The sequence below is a fragment of the Pantoea sp. X-Soil-MYKO-1289 genome (genome assembly GCF_059730625.1).
The window spans coordinates 2485233-2504353 of the sequence record NZ_AP036004.1; the positions used below are offsets into that span (position 1 = coordinate 2485233).

General features: G+C 57.9%; 22 protein-coding genes and 1 tRNA gene. 11 read left to right on the forward strand and 12 right to left on the reverse strand.

Annotated features, from left to right (window positions below):
- Positions 1–114: 114 nt before the first annotated feature.
- On the reverse strand, positions 115–309 hold the full coding sequence (dsrB, locus tag AC6I7Z_RS12005; RefSeq protein WP_497814363.1) for a protein DsrB: 195 nt from the start codon (positions 307–309) through the stop codon (positions 115–117).
- Positions 310–363: 54 nt separating this feature from the next.
- Complete coding sequence (locus tag AC6I7Z_RS12010) at positions 364–522, reverse strand: YqaE/Pmp3 family membrane protein (RefSeq protein WP_033749833.1); 159 nt, start codon at positions 520–522, stop codon at positions 364–366.
- Positions 523–880: 358 nt separating this feature from the next.
- Between AC6I7Z_RS12010 and AC6I7Z_RS12015 the strand changes: the two genes are divergently transcribed.
- The 3 genes from AC6I7Z_RS12015 to AC6I7Z_RS12025 all read left to right on the forward strand — a co-directional run bounded on the left by AC6I7Z_RS12015 (position 881) and on the right by AC6I7Z_RS12025 (position 3505).
- Positions 881–1117: a DUF2525 domain-containing protein gene (locus AC6I7Z_RS12015; protein ID WP_497814364.1), complete on the forward strand. Its 237-nt coding sequence runs from the start codon at positions 881–883 to the stop codon at positions 1115–1117.
- Positions 1118–1462: 345 nt separating this feature from the next.
- The gene (locus AC6I7Z_RS12020) at positions 1463–2251 is read left to right on the forward strand and encodes a mannosyl-3-phosphoglycerate phosphatase-related protein (protein WP_497814365.1); all 789 of its coding nucleotides are present in this window, start codon (positions 1463–1465) and stop codon (positions 2249–2251) included.
- A 33-nt stretch (positions 2252–2284) separates the two neighbouring features.
- On the forward strand, positions 2285–3505 hold the full coding sequence (locus tag AC6I7Z_RS12025) for a glycosyltransferase family protein (RefSeq protein ID WP_033749838.1): 1221 nt from the start codon (positions 2285–2287) through the stop codon (positions 3503–3505).
- On the opposite strand, the gene dgcQ is transcribed toward AC6I7Z_RS12025, so the two are convergent.
- The 6 genes from dgcQ to AC6I7Z_RS12055 all read right to left on the reverse strand — a co-directional run bounded on the left by dgcQ (position 3502) and on the right by AC6I7Z_RS12055 (position 7527).
- A complete protein-coding gene (gene dgcQ, locus AC6I7Z_RS12030; protein WP_497814366.1) occupies positions 3502–5151 on the reverse strand; it encodes a cellulose biosynthesis regulator diguanylate cyclase DgcQ in 1650 nt (549 codons plus the stop codon). The two genes, AC6I7Z_RS12025 and dgcQ, sit on opposite strands and share 4 nt — an antisense overlap.
- Before the next feature lie 109 nt (positions 5152–5260).
- Positions 5261–5440, reverse strand: a complete 180-nt coding sequence (locus tag AC6I7Z_RS12035) for a YodC family protein (RefSeq protein WP_497814367.1) — start codon at positions 5438–5440, stop codon at positions 5261–5263.
- A 177-nt stretch (positions 5441–5617) separates the two neighbouring features.
- Positions 5618–5749: a hypothetical protein gene (locus AC6I7Z_RS12040; RefSeq protein ID WP_255351574.1), complete on the reverse strand. Its 132-nt coding sequence runs from the start codon at positions 5747–5749 to the stop codon at positions 5618–5620.
- Between the two features lie 41 nt (positions 5750–5790).
- Positions 5791–6702, reverse strand: coding sequence for a DUF808 domain-containing protein (locus tag AC6I7Z_RS12045; protein WP_497814368.1), 912 nt, complete (start codon positions 6700–6702; stop codon positions 5791–5793).
- Between the two features lie 10 nt (positions 6703–6712).
- A complete protein-coding gene (locus AC6I7Z_RS12050; protein WP_497814369.1) occupies positions 6713–6985 on the reverse strand; it encodes a hypothetical protein in 273 nt (90 codons plus the stop codon).
- Between the two features lie 65 nt (positions 6986–7050).
- The gene (locus tag AC6I7Z_RS12055; RefSeq protein WP_497814370.1) at positions 7051–7527 is read right to left on the reverse strand and encodes a very short patch repair endonuclease; all 477 of its coding nucleotides are present in this window, start codon (positions 7525–7527) and stop codon (positions 7051–7053) included.
- 185 nt (positions 7528–7712) lie between these two features.
- Here AC6I7Z_RS12055 and dcm point away from each other — a divergent pair, with 185 nt between their 5' ends.
- Together dcm and AC6I7Z_RS12065 are read left to right on the forward strand one after the other, a co-directional pair.
- Positions 7713–9107 (forward strand): DNA (cytosine-5-)-methyltransferase, encoded by a 1395-nt coding sequence (gene dcm, locus AC6I7Z_RS12060; protein ID WP_497814371.1) that lies wholly within the window; start codon positions 7713–7715, stop codon positions 9105–9107.
- Between the two features lie 116 nt (positions 9108–9223).
- Positions 9224–10816, forward strand: a complete 1593-nt coding sequence (locus AC6I7Z_RS12065) for a methyl-accepting chemotaxis protein (RefSeq protein WP_497814372.1) — start codon at positions 9224–9226, stop codon at positions 10814–10816.
- Positions 10817–10856: 40 nt separating this feature from the next.
- Here the strand turns inward: AC6I7Z_RS12065 and AC6I7Z_RS12070 are convergent, their stop codons facing one another.
- Both AC6I7Z_RS12070 and AC6I7Z_RS12075 read right to left on the reverse strand, forming a co-directional pair.
- Positions 10857–11108, reverse strand: a complete 252-nt coding sequence (locus tag AC6I7Z_RS12070; protein ID WP_497814373.1) for an Arc family DNA-binding protein — start codon at positions 11106–11108, stop codon at positions 10857–10859.
- A gap of 78 nt (positions 11109–11186) precedes the next feature.
- Positions 11187–11885 carry a phosphohydrolase gene (locus AC6I7Z_RS12075; RefSeq protein ID WP_497814374.1) on the reverse strand — a complete coding sequence of 233 codons (699 nt, stop codon included), beginning with the start codon at positions 11883–11885 and terminating at the stop codon, positions 11187–11189.
- A 604-nt stretch (positions 11886–12489) separates the two neighbouring features.
- On the opposite strand from AC6I7Z_RS12075, the gene AC6I7Z_RS12080 reads away from it, so the two are divergent.
- From AC6I7Z_RS12080 to AC6I7Z_RS12105, 6 genes are all read left to right on the forward strand, one after another.
- Positions 12490–13167 carry an ASCH domain-containing protein gene (locus tag AC6I7Z_RS12080; RefSeq protein ID WP_497814375.1) on the forward strand — a complete coding sequence of 226 codons (678 nt, stop codon included), beginning with the start codon at positions 12490–12492 and terminating at the stop codon, positions 13165–13167.
- Positions 13168–13326: 159 nt separating this feature from the next.
- Entirely contained in the window at positions 13327–14103 is a 777-nt protein-coding gene (gene mtfA, locus AC6I7Z_RS12085) for a DgsA anti-repressor MtfA (protein WP_497814376.1), read from the forward strand.
- Between the two features lie 103 nt (positions 14104–14206).
- Positions 14207–14282: transfer RNA gene (locus AC6I7Z_RS12090), tRNA-Asn, on the forward strand.
- A 476-nt stretch (positions 14283–14758) separates the two neighbouring features.
- The gene (locus tag AC6I7Z_RS12095) at positions 14759–15019 is read left to right on the forward strand and encodes a GlsB/YeaQ/YmgE family stress response membrane protein (RefSeq protein WP_497814377.1); all 261 of its coding nucleotides are present in this window, start codon (positions 14759–14761) and stop codon (positions 15017–15019) included.
- A 26-nt stretch (positions 15020–15045) separates the two neighbouring features.
- Positions 15046–15426 (forward strand): YidB family protein, encoded by a 381-nt coding sequence (locus AC6I7Z_RS12100; protein WP_497814378.1) that lies wholly within the window; start codon positions 15046–15048, stop codon positions 15424–15426.
- Positions 15427–15637: 211 nt separating this feature from the next.
- Positions 15638–15835, forward strand: coding sequence for a hypothetical protein (locus AC6I7Z_RS12105; RefSeq protein ID WP_497814379.1), 198 nt, complete (start codon positions 15638–15640; stop codon positions 15833–15835).
- Positions 15836–16132: 297 nt separating this feature from the next.
- On the opposite strand, the gene AC6I7Z_RS12110 is transcribed toward AC6I7Z_RS12105, so the two are convergent.
- Together AC6I7Z_RS12110 and AC6I7Z_RS12115 are read right to left on the reverse strand one after the other, a co-directional pair.
- Positions 16133–16990 (reverse strand): glucose 1-dehydrogenase, encoded by an 858-nt coding sequence (locus AC6I7Z_RS12110; protein WP_497814380.1) that lies wholly within the window; start codon positions 16988–16990, stop codon positions 16133–16135.
- A gap of 210 nt (positions 16991–17200) precedes the next feature.
- Positions 17201–19003 carry a DNA/RNA non-specific endonuclease gene (locus tag AC6I7Z_RS12115; RefSeq protein WP_497814381.1) on the reverse strand — a complete coding sequence of 601 codons (1803 nt, stop codon included), beginning with the start codon at positions 19001–19003 and terminating at the stop codon, positions 17201–17203.
- Positions 19004–19121: the final 118 nt, after the last annotated feature.

The window sequence follows — 19121 nt, forward strand, 5'->3', positions numbered from 1 at the left end:
TAAAGGCGCTCTGAGGCGCCTTTATTATTGTGGTTTTAGCATGAAATAAGGCGCCGCCGGGCGCCTTAATATTGCCGCGACAGGCAGAGAGCATAAAAGCAAAGCGCTTCGCCTCTAGTCGGCCAGATAAGGCTCTACAAATATCCCTTCCGGATGATCGCCCTCATTAAAAAACCAGATGCCGAGCGGATAATCCTCCAGCGCCACCAGATACATGACCCCTTCGTTAAACGGCTCTACGGCGAGAATAGTGCCGTGGCGGCGCGGGCCGCCATCGGTCTTTACGGTGACGCGGTCATTGACCTTCATGCGCGTTGCTCCTGATGATTTTCCTGTGCATCAGTGTAAACGATGAGGCTCGCCTCAGCGACGCGCAATCACCCAAACCGCATGAATGATGCCGGGGATATAGCCGCACAGCGTCAGCAGAATATTGAGCCAGAAAGCGCCGCCAAAGCCGACCTGCATAAATACGCCCAGCGGCGGCAGAATAATGGCGATAATAATGCGTAACAGATCCATGGTCTCTCCTTGTTCGCGTTATGATTTAACTCCGCCTGTAACTATAGACGATGCCGCTGATAACAAAGGGAAAATCAGGTAAATTTACGTAAGCGGGCGCTTTTTCGCTTTCTTAACGTTTCGCGGCAAGACTTCTGACGCATCAACCTTTTACACTTCTCTTACTGCTCCACCCCAAAGGGGCAGTCAACCTAAAAAGTAACAAGGATTTTGCCCGCGCAGCGCGGGCTTTTTTTTGCCTGTTTCTTTTCCCACCGCAGAGTTGTTCGCCCGTCCTGGCCGCCGTCTATACTTAATCGATCCGTCGCAATCCGTGGTCGGAGAGAAACGAAATATCCTTTTAAACAAAAGGAGATCGATGATGGCGCAACTTAATCCCGGTGGCCCTGACCTGCAGCCCGGCGAGAAACCCGAAGTGGACTCGTTGCTCGACAGCCTGCCGCGCAGCGCGGCGGCCCTCCCGCAGACCTTTCCCGAGGCGGACAACAGCCGCCATCTCAGAACCGGCGGCCGCGCCTGGGGAAGCAGTATTGAGCTGGCGGACGAGTATGAGCTTGATATTCGCGACTGCACCTGTAACGAAATGAACCGTTAATCACAGGCCAAAAAAACCCGGCAGGGAGCGCCGGGTAAATAACCACATAAGTTCGTTACATCAGGAAATGCTTGATACCTCTGCAGAGTACGCCTGACCGGCGCTAAGACAAGTCCTGGCCATGCACAATACTCCTGCCCTTTTTGTTTAAAACCCCCTGGCGTTACCGGGAACAGCCTGAATTTAGCCTCTTTGCGCCATGCGTTTTTTGTGCATCCCGTTTCGATTTACCGTTGCGTTTTAAGAATTATCCTGGATGTGCCGCGCGGCAGGGGAAAAGCAGGCGCAATCCGATATCAACTATAATACTGAAAATCCGCCAGTTAATGTCGCAAGGAGCCTGCTATGCCCAGTTTGCAACAGCCGCTGTTAGTTATTACCGATCTGGATGGTTCCCTGCTCGATCATCATACCTACCGCTGGGATGCCGCCGCAGAATGGCTGGCCGAACTGCAGCGTCAACAGGTGCCGGTCGTGCTCTGCTCCAGTAAAACCGCCGCGGAAATCGCGCCGCTGCAAAAGCGTCTCGGCCTGACGAATACCCCCTTTATCGCGGAAAACGGCGCGGTGGTGCAGATGTCGGCGCAGCGACGCGAGCGGATCCCGCCGGAGAGCCTTGCCTATGAGGCGCTCTGCCGTACCCTGAGCACGCTACAGCCGGGCTTTCGCTTTCAGGGCTTCAGCCGCTTCACCGACGCCGAAGTCGCGGCGATGACCGGTCTGACCGAAAGCGACTCGGCGCTGGCGCGCCAGCGCGAAGCGTCGGAAGTGATTGTCTGGCGCGACGACGAAGAGAAGCTGGAAGCGTTTCGCGCCGCGCTGGCGCAGCACCAGCTGCAGCTGACCCAGGGCGGACGCTTCTGGCACGTGATGCCCGCAGGCAGCGGCAAAGGCGAGGCGCTGCGCTGGCTACTCGGCCAGTATGACAGCGCGCCCGCCACCATCGGCCTCGGCGACGGCCCCAACGATGCGCCGATGCTGGATGCGGTTGACTACGCCGTGGTGATAAAAGGCTACAGCAAAACGCCGGTTACGCTGACCCGGCAGGACAGGCAACGGATCTACCATACGGCGCACTACGGCCCCGAAGGCTGGAAAGAGGGACTCGACTATTTTCTGACCCAGCCCGAGTAAGCCGCAACCACTGATGATTAAAAGGATGGCGCGATGAGTGATTTTTATCAGAATGGCGTGATTACCAATTTCCATAATCTGACCAACCGCAGCGTTGAGTCGCTGGAAAAAGAGATGGTGCGCTTCGCGCGCAAACGCAAAATGGGGCTGATTCTCCCCTCGCTCTTTTCCGAACTGGAAGGACCGGCGCTGGGCAATATCGTCGATGAGCTGGCCAAAGTGCCCTACCTCGACGAGATCGTCATCGGGCTCGATCGCGCCGACCGCGATCAGTTTCTCTTCGCGCGCGAATTTTTCTCGCGCCTGCCGCAGCGCCACCGCATTTTATGGAATGACGGCCCGCGCCTGAAGGCGATCGACGCCGAGCTGGATAAAGAGGGGCTTTCGCCCTCCCAGCCGGGCAAAGGGCGCAACGTCTGGTTCTGCACCGGCTTTACGCTCGCCTCGGATCGCACCCAGTGCGTGGCGCTGCACGACTGCGATATCGTCACTTACGAACGCGGCATGCTGGCGCGCCTGCTCTATCCGCTGGCGAACCCGGCGTTTCAGTATGAGTTCTGCAAAGGGTTTTATGCACGCGTAGCCGACGGCAAGCTGAACGGCCGCGTGGGCCGCTTGCTGGTGGGCCCGCTGCTGCGCTCGCTGCAAAAGGTGTATGGCCACTCCGAATATCTCGACTATCTCGCCAGCTTCCGCTACCCGCTGTCGGGCGAATTCGCCATGCGCACCCACGTGCTCAACGGCATTAAAATTCCTGGCGACTGGGGGCTGGAGATTGGCGTGCTGTCGGAAATCTACCGCAATTACACCACGCGTCAGACCTGTCAGGTGGAGATCGCCGACAACTATGACCACAAACATCAGCCGCTGGCGGAAGATGACGGCACCGGCGGCCTGAAGCGTATGAGCAGCGATATCGTGCAGTCGCTGCTGCGTAAGCTGGCGACGATGGGCGTGCCGCTCACCAGCGACTCGTTCCGCGTGCTGAAGGCGACCTACTACCGCAACGCGCTCGATATGATGGAGATCTACAACCACGAAGCGGCGATGAACGGCCTGAAGTTTGACCAGCATATCGAAGAGGCGGCGGTCGAGATGTTCACCCAGTCGATCCTGGAGGCGGGACAGGCCTTTATCGAACGTCCCAACGACAAGCCGTTTATTCCCAGCTGGAGCCGCGTCCAGTCCGCCTTCCCCGATATCCTGCAGCGTATTTATCAGGCGGTGGAAGAGGACAACGCCGGCAACGTTTAATCTCCGGCGACTACGCGGTTGCGGCCCTGACTCTTCGCCAGATAGAGTCGGCGGTCCGCTTCCGCCTGCAGGCGAGTCGCCTGGTAGTCGCCCTGCTCCTGGCTGCTGGCGACGCCTGCGGAGAGCGTTACGCTAAAGCACTGGCTGGCGTTGACCAGAATAGTTTTCGCCGCCAGACGCTCGCGCATCCGCTCCGCCACCTTTTCTCCATCCGCCAGCCCGGTTTCCGGCAGCACCACGCAGAACTCCTCGCCGCCGACGCGGCCGGCCAGATCGTCTTTCCGCAGCGCCTGGGAAATAATCGCTGCGACGCGTATCAGCGCCTGATCGCCCGCCTGATGGCCCCAGGTGTCGTTTACGGCCTTAAAATGGTCGATATCAAGCTGGATCACCGTCAGCGGCGCGTTAAGCGCACGGCAGCGCGCCGCCTCTGCTTCGAAGCGTTCAAAAAAGGCGCTGCGGTTAAGCAGGCGCGTCAGGCCGTCGTAGCTGGCGCGCCACGCCAGCCGATCGGTGAGCTGGCTTAGCCGTCGCACAAGTCGCACGATGATCTGATGCGCCAGCAGCAGCAGCAGCACGAACAGCAGCCACATTCCCAGCATAAACAGCATGGCGTGCCCTAAATCCTGGCGCAGCCCTTGTGCCAGGGTTTGCTGGTTTACCAGATAGCCGTCAACGTTTTTCAACCTGCTCCAGCTGATGAACTGATGCTCGAGCCGCAGCGCGCCCTGCGGCTGACGCGCGATCTGCGCATAGAGCCGCCGCCGCGCGCCGTCGCTCAGCGGCGTAGCGTCCTCCGCGTCAAGGGAGGCCACGGGCTGCTGCGCTTTGTCGAGCAACAGCACGCTGCCCTGCAGCGCGCTGTGGCGCAGGGTGCTTAACTGGCTGGCAATACGCTGCTGGGTGAAATCCATCGACAGCGCCCCATACCAGTAGCCATTGATAAAGATGGGCGTGCTGACCGTCAGCATGGGTCCCTCATCCTCCGCGCCCTGATAGACGCCGGACCAGCGCAGCTCCTGAGGCGACGTCAGCGTCGCCATGGCGCGAAACCAGGGGCGCGAAACCATGGTGGCGTAGTTGGCGGAGAGCGCGGAGAGGCTTTGCGGCGGGCGCGAGGTAATAAAGAATCCGGCGCGCGAGGTGTACCAAAAGCGCGAGTGGAAATCGGCTTCCGCGTCGCTGAACTGCATAATAAAGCTGAACTCCAGCGCCGCGAGCACTTCGCCGTCGAGCCGCGCCGGGTCGCGCTGCAGCAGCGCGTCCTGCGCCAGCGAGCTGTCGCCGACGCCGTTTATCGGCATACTGCGCGGCATATTAAGCCGCAGCTGCCACGCGGGCTGCGAACGCAGCTGCTGAAACTCCGCCAGCGCGCGGCGCGCGTGGTGAGCGTCGAGCGGATGCGCCAGCGCATAGGTGAACATGCGCCGGTAATAGATCATCCCGTCGATGCTCTCCTGAAACTGACTCTCCAGCCCGTTCTGCATATCCGCCAGCGCGGCGCGCTGCCGATCTTCATAGTTGATTTTCAGCGTGTAAAGCTCACGCCAGGTCAGAAAAAAAGAGAAAAGAAAGACCGCTAAAAACAAGAGATGAACGCGCAGTTCGGGACGCAATTTACGAACAGAGAGCGGCAAAGCAGCCATCAGCAACGGTGCTCCGAATAACTGGGATCAGGCGAGTATAGCAGGCGAGAAGAATCAAAAAATGCGGGAAGTCACGGGGGATGAACAGCGCATCCCCGTTGAACAGCGCTTAGCTGGCGAGCTGCGTCTCAGAAATCGCATGGCTCAGCTCATCCTGGTGAAAGGCTTCGCGGCGCACGGCGTAGCCATCATACCAGCGACACTCTACCATTCCGCTGGCGTAGCCGGTAACAACCATGGCAGGCCCGCCTTCTTTATGCTGCACTTCATCGCTAATCGTGAAGATCATGACGCTTCCCTCTTTTGACCGTTAACAGAACCTTTTTATCTATAGCAGCCATCTGGACACCCTGCCCGTTAAGGCATGGAAAAAAAGCGTAAATTCAGATTAAAGTAGTAAGAAATGCTGAAAATAAAAAAGCGGATAAGAAAACTTATCCGCTTTTAACATCTGCTGGCGCTGAAATCAGATTTTGCAGCCTTCGCAATCCGCTTCGTCGCCTAAGTCGTCAGGCACTTCATTGACCTTTTCCGCCGCTTTGGCCTCGGCCTGCTCAAGCTGGGCATCAATATCAAATTCAAACATATCGTCGTTCATAGCCTCTCCTCTCCTGACTTCACATCATATGGCAGTGCGCTTTATACCGATTTACCGCGCAGTTTAGCAATCAGATTCACCGCTAACAGCACGATCGACCCAACGATAAAGCCGAGCACCAGGTTGGCGCCGTTGCTGAGCAAACTGGCCACCAGCCCGCTCATATCGCCGGTAATCGATTCGATCAGATGATGCAGCGGCGTCAGGCCGTGCACAATGATACCGCCGCCGACCAGGAACATCGCCAGCGTGCCGACCACTGATAAAATCTTCATCAGCCAGGGCGCGAACGCCAGCAAAAAGCGACCGATGCCCTGCGCGACCGAGGAGGATTTCTCATTCAGCCAGTAGCCGAGATCGTCGATTTTAACGATGGCGGCGACGATGCCATAGACCCCGATCGTCACCAGAATCGCGATGCCGGCAAGGATCAGAACCTGATTAAGCAGCGGCGCATCGGAAACGATGCCGAGGGTAATAGCGACGATCTCTGCGGAAAGAATAAAGTCGGTGCGCACCGCGCCCTTGACTTTGTTCTTCTCGAATTCGCGCGGATCCTGCTGCGCCAGCTTGTCCAGCCGCTGCTGGCGCGCCTCCGGGCTTTTCTCCTGCTTATCGTGCTGCAGGCTGTGCAGCACTTTTTCCACCCCTTCATAGCAGAGGTAGGCGCCGCCGATCATCAGCAGCGGCGTGATAAGCCAGGGCGCAAAGGCGGAGATCAGCAGCGCCAGCGGCACCAGGATCAGCTTATTGAGAAAGGATCCTTTGGCGACGCCCCATACCACCGGCAGTTCGCGATTGGCCTTAACGCCCGTGACCTGCTGCGCGTTCAGCGACAGATCGTCGCCCAACACGCCGGCGGTTTTTTTCGCCGCCACTTTGCCCATGACGGAAATATCATCCAGAAGTGTTGCAATATCATCTAATAAAGTCAGTAAGCTGGATCCTGCCAAAATTTCTTCCTTATTCCGGTTCGTTATGTTGACAACAGGGACAGCGTTCCAGCGTCGCGACGGTAATGTCAGCGATGCCGTCGCACTCCCACTCTACGCGGACCGCGCCTGCCAGCTCGCCTGCATGCAGGTATTTGCTGACCGGGCTTTCCGTCATGCCGGTGATCTCCTCCGTCGCGACCAGAGTCTCGCCGATATAGACGCGTGCGGTCGCATGGGCGTTGACCATACGCTCGTCGCGCAGCTGATAGAGGCGTTTTACCGTCAGTTTAATACTGCTCATCTACAACTCCTGATCGCGGGGGAAGGCGAAATCTAACCCGGCGAAGCCGACAAGGCAAGGCGGCCTCAGCGCGGGCGATAGTGCTGAATGCCGTTGTGATCGATCTCGGCGCTCTGGTCCATCGCCAGCAGCCACTCCTCCAGCCGCTCCTGCAGATCGTCGTCGCTGAGCCGCAATTTGTTGCGCAGCGCGCACTCCCAGATAATCAGCACCTTCCAGCCGCTCTCCTGCAGCTGCCGCACATAGCGGTTATCGCGCTCGACGTTGCTGTTGATCTTGCCGACCCAAAACTCGGTGCGCGTCGCCGGCACCTTAAACAGATAGCAGTGATGGTGATGCCAGAAACAGCCGTGGACGAAGATAATCGCCTGCTGCTCCAGCAGAACGAAATCGGGACGACCCGGCAGGTTCTTATCCTGAACGCGGTAAGCGAAACCGCGATCTTTTAGCAGCTGCGCCACCCGCAGTTCAATGGCGGTGTCCTGCTGGCGTATCGCACGCATATTTTTGCTGCGCGTCGTGCTGGAGTGTACATCGGCCATGGCGTCTCCTTTTTGCCTTCTCTATCAACTTTAGCCTGACTCACTAAAAGCGAAAGCCTGCGCCGCGCTGAGCGAGGCGGGTAAAATCCCGGCGATGCGTCCTGCAACCGCCTTAAGGCATCGCGCCAATTTCTTCGCAGCCAGAGGAGTGTTAGCATAGCCCGTTCACAGTTAAGGAAAAACGCATGCTTGTCGATGACGCCACCGCAATGACGGAACCCGCTTCTCCCCTGCTCTCTGCCGATAGCGAAACCGCTGACCTGATGCGCCAGGCGCTGGCGATTTACGCCGCGCGCGATTTAGCCGCGACATTTCACCAGGCGGGCTTCCACGACTGGACACCGCAGCAGCTGACCCGTCTGCGGCAAAACAAAAGCGCGCTGCCGCCGCTGAGCGAAGGCGAACTCACGCTGTTGCGCAGTCTGCTGCCGACGCGTCCGGCCCACTACGACAACCCGCTGTTTCGCTTTATCGATCTCTTCGCAGGCATCGGCGGCATCCGCCGCGGCTTCGACGCCATCGGCGGAAAGTGCGTTTTTACCAGCGAGTGGAACAAAGAGGCGGTGCGCACCTACAAGGCGAATCACTACAGCGATCCGCAGGAGCACCGCTTTAATACCGATATTCGCCTGATAACCCAGCCCGACGGCCTGCGCGACGAGGAGGCTATCTATCGCCATATCGACGCGGCGATCCCCGACCATCAGGTGCTGCTGGCTGGTTTTCCCTGCCAGCCTTTTTCACTGGCGGGCGTCAGCAAAAAAAATGCGCTGGGCCGCGCGCACGGCTTCGAATGCGAAGCGCAGGGCACGCTGTTTTTCGACGTGGCGCGCATCATTGCCGCCAAAAAGCCGCCGATCTTCGTGCTGGAGAATGTCAAAAATCTCAAAAGCCACGATAAAGGCCGCACCTTCGCCGTTATCATGGCGACGCTGGACGAGCTGGGCTACGACGTGGCGGACGCCGATGCCACCGCGCCGGACGCAAAAATCATCGACGCGCGCCACTTTCTGCCGCAGCACCGCGAGCGTATCGTGCTGGTTGGCATCCGCCGCGATTATCCCTTCAGCAACAGGCTGTCGCTGCGTCAAATCCAGCAGCTTTATCCGCCCGTGGTGCCGAGCCTGCAAAGCCTGCTGGAGCCTGAGCCGGAAGAGAAATATATTCTTTCCGCCCAGCTGTGGCGCTACCTCTACGACTACGCCAGAAAACATAAAGCGAAAGGCAACGGCTTCGGCTTCGGGCTGAACGATCCGCGTCAGACCGACGTCTGCGTCCGCACCCTCTCGGCGCGCTACTACAAAGACGGCTCGGAAATCCTTATCGATCGCGGCTGGGATCGCGCGCTAGGCGAAGCGGATTTCAGCAACGCCGCCAATATGGCGCGCCGGCCGCGCCGCCTCTCGCCGCGCGAGTGCGCGCGCCTGATGGGCTTCGAGGCGCCAGGCGAACGCCGCTTCCGCATCCCGGTTTCCGACACGCAGGCCTACAAGCAGTTCGGCAATTCAGTGGTGGTGCCGGTTTTCGCCGCGGTGGCGAAGCTGCTGTTGCCCTATATCAGGCAGATAAACCAGGCGTAACAGGTCCAGAGTTTAGCTTAGTCACGCGCATTATGCTGTTTTTCGCCGAATGCGCCCGCTGTCACCATGCTGTCACGCAACCGGCGAATACTCGCTTTTATTTTTAGGTTGCGTCTATGTCCTCTGTCACTTCATTCCCTCGCCGCTTTCGTCTGCGCATGCCGGGATTGCCCGGCTGGCTCAGCAGCCTGCGCGGCAACTTTACCCTGTTTGTTATCCTTTTCTCTCTGCTGCAGGCGCTGGGCGTCACGCTGCTCGCCGCGCAGGTCAGCCATACGCAAAGCGCGCTGGCGCAGACCGCGTTACTGCGGGAAAGACTGGCCCTGCTCGATAAAGCGCGCATCGAACTGCTTACCGCCAGCGACAGCAGCCACCGCGCTGGCATCTACCTGATGCAGGATCGGCTGAGCGGCTCGGTGGATAGCTGGAAAAGCCTGGCCGACAGTGCCGGCGCCTCGCTGCAACAGGCGAAAACGCTGTTCGCGCGCTACCCTGCCGACCAGAACGGCGCGCTGGCGCAGGGCTTTACGCTGCTGGCGCAGGGGCTGGAAGAGCAGCTAAAAGGATTAACGGATAACCAAATCGACGCCTTTTTCATGGTGCCGATGCAGGCCTATCAGCAGCAGTTCAACGACGCCTGGTTCGCGGAGATCGAGGCGGCCAACAAAGCGCTCGGCGCGGTCAACCGCAGCACGCTGGCGAGTATGACGCACAGCCGCAACCTGTCGCTGCTGGTCAGCGCGCTGCTGTTCGCGCTGCTGCTGGTGGGCGGCGTGCTGCTGGCGCGCGGGATTATCGCGCCGCTGCGCCAAGCCAGCGGCCAGCTGCAGCGCATCGCCACCGGCGATCTGCTTGCGCCGCCCGCCGCCGGACGGCTGCAGCCGCGCGAAACGCAGCAGCTGTTCAGCGCTCTGGCGGAGATGCGCCACGGGCTGCGGCATATCGTTTATGAGATCAATACCATCGCCGCCGGCGTGGCGGCAGGCGCAGGCGAGATGCAGCAGCATAACGCCCGCGCAAGCGCTCAGCATCAGGCGCAGAACGCCAGCTTCACCCATTTGTCGCAGCGGCTGGTCCGCGTGGCGGATGAGGTAGAGAGCAGCGCGCAGGTGTCGCGAAAGGCGACGCAGCAGGCATATGACGCCGACCAGCTGATGCAGCAGTGCGTCTCGCGGGTAGATGAGATGGAGACGCAGATGCGCCAGATTGTCGCCGCCTCCGGGGATATCGCCGGGATCGTCGAGATGCTGGAGAGCCTTTCGCTGCAAACGCGCCTGCTGGCGCTTAACGCGGCGATTGAGTCTGCGCACGCCGGCGTATACGGCCGCAGTTTTTCGGTGGTGGCGAAGGAGATCGGCCTGCTCTCCAGCCAGAGCAGCGGGTCGACGCAGCGCATCGACGGTTTGATCCAGCATACGCAGCAGCATGTCGCCCAGGGGTTTAACAAGGTCAAGGTGCTGGAAACGCTGTTTCAGACCATCAGCGGCGCGGTCGCCGATATCGCCGTGCAGCTGCAGGCGCTACAGCAGAACGCCACGGCGCAAAGCACGCGCGTCAGTCACATCGCCGCCGAAATCCACAAGCTGGACGAGACGCTACAGGCCAACGCTGGTCTCAGTTCGCAGCAGCAGCGGGCCGCCGACGCCCTGCAGCAGCAGGCGACGCGCCTGGCGCAAAGCGTACGGCAGTTCCGCATCGAACAAGCGTAAACGCCGCCCATAAAAAAACCCGTCTTGCGACGGGTCTTTTTTATTTCTTCTTCTTGGTCTGTTTCTTCAGCAGGGCGCGAAGCTGTTTGACCTCGTCCGCGGAAAACGCATGTGACGCGGTTTCCGCCGTATCCTGATTGTCTACCGCCGAGGCGGTGGGCGGCAGCAGGCTCTCCTGTAAACGCTGAACAATCTCCTGACTCATTGAGATCTGATTCTCGAGCGCCAGCTGTTTCAGCTGCTCTTTCAGCGCCGGATCGATCTTAATCGTCAAATTTACCGTCTCAGTCATTCCGTTACTCCCTTCGTTATTTATCCTCAACGTAGCGGAAGTCACGGACGTTTAACATACTGTCATAAAAATTTAATATTAGGCGCGTAATGGACTGAAATCACGCAACACTGACTCGTCGAAGCTGGTGAGATTGCCCTGTAGCTCGGCGCATAACTTGGCCATATAGTTCACCAGAAAGTCGGCGTTATGCTGCGCCAGCGCCCTGCCCGCTTCGGTCTGCATCGTATCGGGGAGCCGCAGCAGCTTCTTCTGAAAGTGATCGAGCGTCCAGTTGACGTCGTTGAGCTCGCGCATCTTGCCGAGCGGATCCTCATTATCGAACAGCGGCCGGTTAAGGGCGCCAGCCGTATAGAACACGCGCGCCAGCCCGATAGCGCCCAGCGATTCGAGCCGATCGGCGTCCTGCACGATTTTCGCCTCCAGCGTTTCCGGCGCGATAGCGGCGCTGAAGCTGTGCGCCTTAACGGCGTGCGCCACTGCCGGGATCAGCGCATCAGGAAAGTCAGGGAAATCCTGCGTCAAAATGCGCGCGGTCTCTTCGGCGGCATAGGTTGAGGCAAGATGGCGCTCGGGGTGATTTTTCGGCAGGTTGACCACATCGTGGAAGTAGCAGGCGGTGAGCACGACCAGCGGGCTGGCGTCGCTGCCCGCCATAATACGCTGCGCGCTCATCCAGACACGACGCAAATGGGCGATATCGTGCGCCTTGTCATCATGAACCCAGTTAATCTGAAACCAGCTTTCGAAGCGCGTTTGCCAGAGTGAGAGCGACATAGCTTATCTCCCTGTTAATATTTAGGTAGCGGTCTTAACATCAGACCCTACGCAGTGGGACGTCATCTTAACGAGTAGCTGATGACAAATTTTTGACACAGGGTGGTGTAAAATGCGCTGTGATAAATCCGGTTCGAAAAAAATGAGACCGGGATCGAGTTATAGCGCTAATTCAAGCATTATCCCAGCTTTTAACACATTTTCAGCATTAACCCATATCAATTAGCTTAAGCAAATCTTATTAATATCGCTCAAAATTGACCCACTCCACCTGAAGCCGGTAAAGGGGCTCACTGGCGGCGAGACGCATACTCACTCAGGTTCTCTCCACTTTGTGAAGGTTAAAGAATCTGAAAAGGTTTCAAAAACGTCAGATATAACGTACTGTATCCGGGTTATACCAGGTAAGGGACCACTTAGTAGACTCGGACTGGTGCGTTTTTTGCATTTTCGCTTTTTCCTAAAGGCAAATCGTTGTGTTGCCGTTACTGTAAGGCGTCAAATTGTTAAGCGGATTGATGTAAATTCATCACCGCTGCACGCAGGCGCAAGACAGCGGTTTAATGTGTGTCCACCGGGTTCTATTTATATTCAGAGGTAATCAATGAAAGAACGGCCGATTCTTTTTTCCGAACAGCGGGTTCGCGCCCTGCTGGTTGGCCAGCAAACCCAGACCCGGCGCATCATGAAAACGCAGTCTTTCGGACCCGGTCAGGATCACCATGAAGGCGTGCACGCCTTTGACGTCAACGCCAACCATCTGCACGGCTATAAGCTGATGTCGATGGCTGATATCAGCCAGCACTGCCCTTACGGCAAGCCGGGCGATATTCTCTGGGTGCGCGAAACCTGGCGCGGGCCTATCGTGCCGGAAAACGATCTGGCGGAGTATGAGCGCGATCCGGCGCCGTTCCGCCTGCCGGCGTTTTGCCAGTACCGCGCCGACAACAACGAGCTGGGACAGCATGCTCAGAGCGGTCCGGAAGCCGATCAGTTCGGCTGGCAGACCGCCATTCACATGCCGCGCTGGGCCAGCCGCATCAACCTGCAAATCACCGCCGTGCGCGCGGAAAAAATTCAGGATATCAGTGAAGATGACATTATGGCCGAGGGCGTGCAGACCGATTCGCACTTTCTCAATAACTTCTTCACCATGAACATGAATGCGGAGTCGCCTAAAGAGGCCTACCGCAAGGCATGGCAGAAGCAGTACGGCGCCACTAGCTGGGAAGTGAATCCCTGGGTCTGGGTGATTGAATTTGAGCGCGTCGCGCGCAATTAATAGCGCTTTGCGGGCTGAATCACAGACAAATTGCATGCTAAGCGGTTGAATAGACAGCTTTCACCCCTGCAGCCAGATTAAGGTGCCAGCGACCGCTTCGGATGCTGGCATTTTTTCTGGCGGTCAGGATACGCGGGTAATTCGTCAGCGAGTATTGCGATGTTTAAATGGCCGTGGAAAAACGAGAACCGCACCGTCCTTGCCGATCTTCCCTGGCGACAGGCGCTGGCGCAGCCGGTGTTCAGCTGGCTGGACGAGGATGAACAGCAGGCGCTGATCGCCATGGCGCAGCGTTTCCTGCAGCAGAAGAAACTGGTGCCGCTGCAGGATGTCGAGCTGGATGAACTGCACAGCGCGCGGCTCGCCCTGCTCTTCTCTCTGCCGGTGCTAAAGCTGGGGCTGGAGTGGCTCGACGGCTTTCACGACGTGCTGATCTACCCGGAACCTTTCGAGGTGGCGGACAGCTGGGAAGATGAACAGGGACTGGTGCATCACGCCGCCGCGGTGCATGCCGGGCAGAGCTGGACGCAGGGCCCGATCGTGCTCAACTGGCTCGACCTTCAGGACGCCTTTGATCTCTCCGGCTACAACCTGGTGATCCATGAGGTGGCGCACAAGCTTGACGCGCGCGGCCGCGGCTATACCAGCGGCATACCGGTGATGGCGCTGCGTGATGTGGCAGTGTGGGAAAAAGATCTGCGCGCCGCAATGGAGGAGATTGAAAACGAAGTTGAACTGGTCGGCGAACAGGCCGCGACTATCGATCCCTACGCCGCCAGCGATCCCGCCGAGTGCTTTGCCGTGCTGTCCGAGTATTTTTTTACCGCGCCTGATTTGTTATATGAGCGCTTTCCGGCGATGTATCGTCACCTGAGTCAGTTTTATCGCCAGCATCCGCTACCGCGTTTTGACGGCTTTTTCACCGCCACCGCCTAATTCGCGATCGCTTTGCTGCAAAGCTAGCCAGTTGAATGCTAATGTGTTTTTCGCTGTTGACAGGCCGGAGCGCGGCCATTAATATGCGCCCCATCGACACGATTCCTCTGTAGTTCAGTCGGTAGAACGGCGGACTGTTAATCCGTATGTCACTGGTTCGAGTCCAGTCAGAGGAGCCATATTTGAAGAGCCCGCTCAGGAAACTGAGCGGGCTTTTTACTTTTTAACTTTTTCGATCGCATAGTGCCTCGGGCCTCTGCTGTGAGAAATGCCCTGCATCGCTATACAATGTCGAGCAAAACAGCGGCTATCAAACTAAACCCTGTCGCCATCAAACAAAGAACAGACCGAAACTCATCACGCCTGATTATCTGTGTTATTAAACGACAGTGACTGATAACATGCATTCCAGCATTATTATTTGGAATATTTTCATAACCATTATAAAAACAAATTATTCACGCAACCCGGCAATAAACAACATTCTCGCAGCGATAGCGCAATATATCCCCCGCGGTAATTTACGCCTCCCTTAACAACTCTTAGCTTGTTGACCCCATGTTTAGAATGAAGATTGTCATAAAAATAGCACTCAATATAACATATGCGCCTGACTTATTTTTAATCTGATCAACATAAAACGCAGGAATACGCAATGGGTATATTGTCATGGATTTTTTTTGGGTTAGTGGCGGGTATCTTAGCGCGATGCGTTATGCCCGGTAAGGAGCATTTAGGGATTATCATGACTATCCTGCTCGGCATTACTGGCGCGCTCACGGGTGGCGTAATCAGTACCGCCCTCGGTTTTGGCAAAGTCAGCGGCTTTAATCTTTACAGCATTTTAGTTTCTACAGCGGGCGCCGTTATTGTTCTGTTTGTCGTGCACAGAATCAGAGCGCTTAAAAAAGCATAAATATAACCGGATAAAAGGTAAAGCAGATGGGTATGCTGGATACCATACTGGAACGGGTTGGGATGAGTGGTAAAACCGGCCAGGAATTAAAAGGCGTTTTGCAATGGGTAGAGCAACAAGGCGGCATTCACGCCATTTTGAACCATCTGCAGGCGGGTGAATTTGGCGACATTGTCAAATCCTGGCTTAGCGATGAGGATAATCTGGCCATTAGCAGTGATATTGTGAAAAAAATGTTTAGTACCGAAGCGGTACAACAGTTAGCGAGCAATATCGGCATAACCAGTGAAGATGCCGCCAACCTGCTGGCAAAATATCTACCGCAGTTAGTTGACAATATTTCTTCTTCTGGCGCTGTCGCTAAAGAGGTTGATATTGCATCTGTTATTAGCGAGTTGATACGCTAGCTTAAACAAGCAGAAGGGTAAGCCCTGGTCCATTATCTGGGGCTTATCCTCCTGCTCTGTATTGAACCTGTTGAGTTACAGATGATCATTCCTAAAGCCAGGTTTTTAAGGCAGTCCTACCTGAAAAAAAATATCGCAGTCACAAAAAATAGCGCAAACAGAATCATTTCAGATTACCAACGATATTGTTAATACGCTGAGAAAGCCTGAAATGCATAAACTCGGCACATTTATTTATGTCGGCGTAAAAGAAAAATATCCTGTTTTATCGAGCGGCGCATTTGAGGAATTCATGGCCGAGATAAAAAAAGATTCGAAGACGCCGGTTATAAGGCAGCGTATCAGTTCGATAGCAAAGGCTTCTCTTTCCTCATTGACTGGCGAAGCGAAGAGATTAGCCAGGAAGTGACAGATAAGATTGAATAATTTCGTTACTCACCCTGCTGCACCCTTTTATTTACCGCTTTCAGGCTCTATTGCCCCACCCTCTTTTGCACGACATCCTGCGGTGTAAGCCGGTTGTGTCAGCAGAGGAGTTGACTTCAGTTTGTTATCCCTCCTCAGCTGCGCCAGCGCGTATACATAGTGAGCACGTGGTACTGCTCTTTGTTCGGCCGACAACCGCTACAGCGATTTTGCAATGCGGCAGCGATCCCGCTCAGATCAACCTGAGCGGGGCGGGAATGTTAGCGCGTTAACCACGAGATCAGATCACCGCGACGCCGCCTGTCACCGCAATAGTCGCGCCGGAAATATAGCTGGCTTCGTCGCTGGCCAGCATCACATAGGTCGACGCCAGCTCGGCGGGCTGGCCCATACGCTCCAGCGGCACTTCGCTGCCGAAGCTTTCCACCTGCTCAGGCGGCATAGTCGCCGGGATCAGCGGCGTCCAGATGGGGCCAGGGGCAACGGCGTTGGCGCGGATCCCTTTCTCTGCCAGCAGCGCCGCCAGACCGCCGGAAAAGTTCACGATAGCGGCTTTGGTGGCTGAATAGGGAAGCAGTTTTGGCTTCGGCTGATCGGCATTCACCGAGGCGGTATTGATAATGGAACCGCCGGCCGGCATGTGCGGCACTGCCGCCTTGCAGATATAGAACATCGCGTAGAGATTGGTTTTCATGGTGCGGTCGAATTCGTCATCACTGATCTCCTCCAGCGCGGTGCGCGTCATCTGGAAGGCGGCGTTATTCACCACGATGTCGATTTTGCCGAAGCGCTCGGCGGTCTGCGCCACGATGCTGCGGCAATGCGCTGCCTCCGTGACGTCGCCGGCGATCAGCAGCGCCTGCTGTCCCGCCTCTTCCACCTGCTTCGCCGTATCTTTCGCGTCTTCATGCTCATCCAGGTAGGAGATCACCACATCCGCGCCTTCCCGGGCGTAGGCGATAGCAACGGCGCGGCCGATGCCGGAGTCGCCGCCGGTAATAATGGCGGTTTTGCCTTTCAGGCGGCCGGAGCCCTGATAGCTGGTTTCACCATGATCGGGTGTGGGATCCATTTTGAGGAAGCTGCCGGGCCATTCCTGCTGCTGCGCCTGCTGAGGATTCTGGGGACGATCTGTCATAGGTTCTCTCCTTTTAGCGGCTCTTTCACGCTCGTCAGTAGAGCTGAATCGTTATCAGCCTCGAGCCCTAAGTGTAGCAGCCATGTCAGAAGCGCAAGTCTGCGCGCTAAGCGTAACGGCTTGAAGGCACAACGATTTTCTTGAAAAGGGAGCGTAGAAAAGCCCGCACAAAGGGGCTGTGCGGGCTTTCAGGCGCAGCAAGCGCAGCGGCTACAGCAGATCTTCCCAGTTCATAATCAACTTCGCCGGCAGCGGCTGCGCCAGCAGGGTTTCATCTGGCTGCCAGCTCTCCCAGTCGCGAAAAGCGGCAAAGTTCAGGCCGGTCAGCGTCTCCAGCGCGCTGACCGTTACGCGGTACTCGTCAACGTTGGGGCGCGGTGTCGTCTGCGCATGGGGCAGCACGCGGCGCGGCTCATCCAGCAGCTCCGCCTGGCTGACCAGCAGCGCCGTTGCCTGCGGCTTGCCCGCGGCGTTGATGCGCAGCACCACCTTCCAGAACATCAGCGGCACCTGCCATTCCGCATACTGCCGCCACTGTTCGTTCAGGACCGGGCCGGTCAGCACGCTGATTTTTCGCTTCGACTCCAGCACGCCCGACTCGAGAATATAGCGCTCGACGCCCTGCCAGTACTGCAGGCTCTGGTTGAAGCGAAAATGCTGCGGCGAACAGTTGGTAAAGTGAAAGGTATCTTTGTTGGCGCGCACCGCTTCCGCCGCCGTGCCCCAGGTGGGATCGCTGCGGCGCGTGAGATGGCCGCGATCGAACCAGCGGCTGAACTCGCTGTAAAAGGCCTGGCCGGTGACGTAGCGGCTGTCGATACGGCTCTCGTCGACCCAGCGATCCCCCTCCTCCAGCAGCGACGGCTGGCCGTTGCCGCGATCGATGGCGATATAGCGCGCGCCGTCGATGTTGGTGGCGGTAAAAAAGGCGAGCCGCCGCTCGGCGTTCATCAGCAGGGAGAAGTGCTCATAGTCGAGCTGCGCTGCTGCGCCCTGACGTCCGTCGCGCAGCGGCGCCACCTCGGCGGCGCGCGGCGCGATAATGGCGGCCAGATCGATCGGCGCGCCCTCGAGGAAATCTGCCTGAAAACCGTCACGGTTGCCGTAGCCGTTCTCCGGCGCGGCAGAGGCGGCCAGCGGAGGCGCGCTGTCGCTGGCGGTCAGCGCCTGCATTAACCGTGCCTGCTGCGGCGCAGGCAGTTGCGGCAGCTCGCCCTTAAGCCAGTCGATAATGGCGCTGATGCGGATCCCTTCATTCACCCAGCCGTCGTCGCTCTCGACGCCGCCGTGGTGCAGCGCCACCAGCTGCCAGCCGTCGTTGAATACCGGCGCGCCGGAGGAGCCGCCGTCGGTGTCGGCCGCGTAGTGCAGCAGCTGCTGGTGACGCGCCAGCAGGGCATTGTTGCGTAAGGTGATCTGCTGCGGCGCGCCGCCCGGATGGTGGATAAGGTTGAGACTAATGCCCAGCGCGTGTTTGTCGTTGCGATCGTTCAGCGCCAGCGGCTGCGGCGCGTCGTCGCCTCCGCTAATGAGTTCCCCCAGCGCAATCAGCGTGCAGTCGAGTTCATCAGTGGGGCTGGTGAGAAAAAAACGCGCGGCATCGACGCCATACGTGACGCCGTCCAGCAGCTCGCCCGCCTCGCTACGCCGCCAGCCGAACTGCAGGGTAACGCGGCCTGCGGCAGGCGGCTCTGGCAGCAGATGATGGTTGGTGATAAGCAGACCGCCATGGGTTAAAAACGCGCTGCCAGCAGGCACGCCATCGTCGCGCAGCAGCCCTACGCCGCGCGCGCAGGCCAGCCCCTGCGCTAAAAAGGCGACCGGCAGCAGATCGTTGCTGTCGCCGGTGATGACGCCCTGACGCAGATGCTGCTGAAAGGCGTAGCGCTGCGCGCGGGCGCGATCCGGCTCCGCGGTAACGCCCTGCGCCAGCGCGGCGCGGGTCTGCGCCCGCTGCTGCGCGGTCAGTGCCAGCCGCGCGCTAATCAGCGCGGCACTCTCTTTATCGCTCATTCGCTTCTCCAGGATAAAAGGCATGCTGCCCTTTTAACCATAGCCGCTGCGGCTGTACCACAGACGAAAAAAAGCCCGCCGGGTGAGAGCGGGCTTTAACGCCGGTAGCGGCAACAGG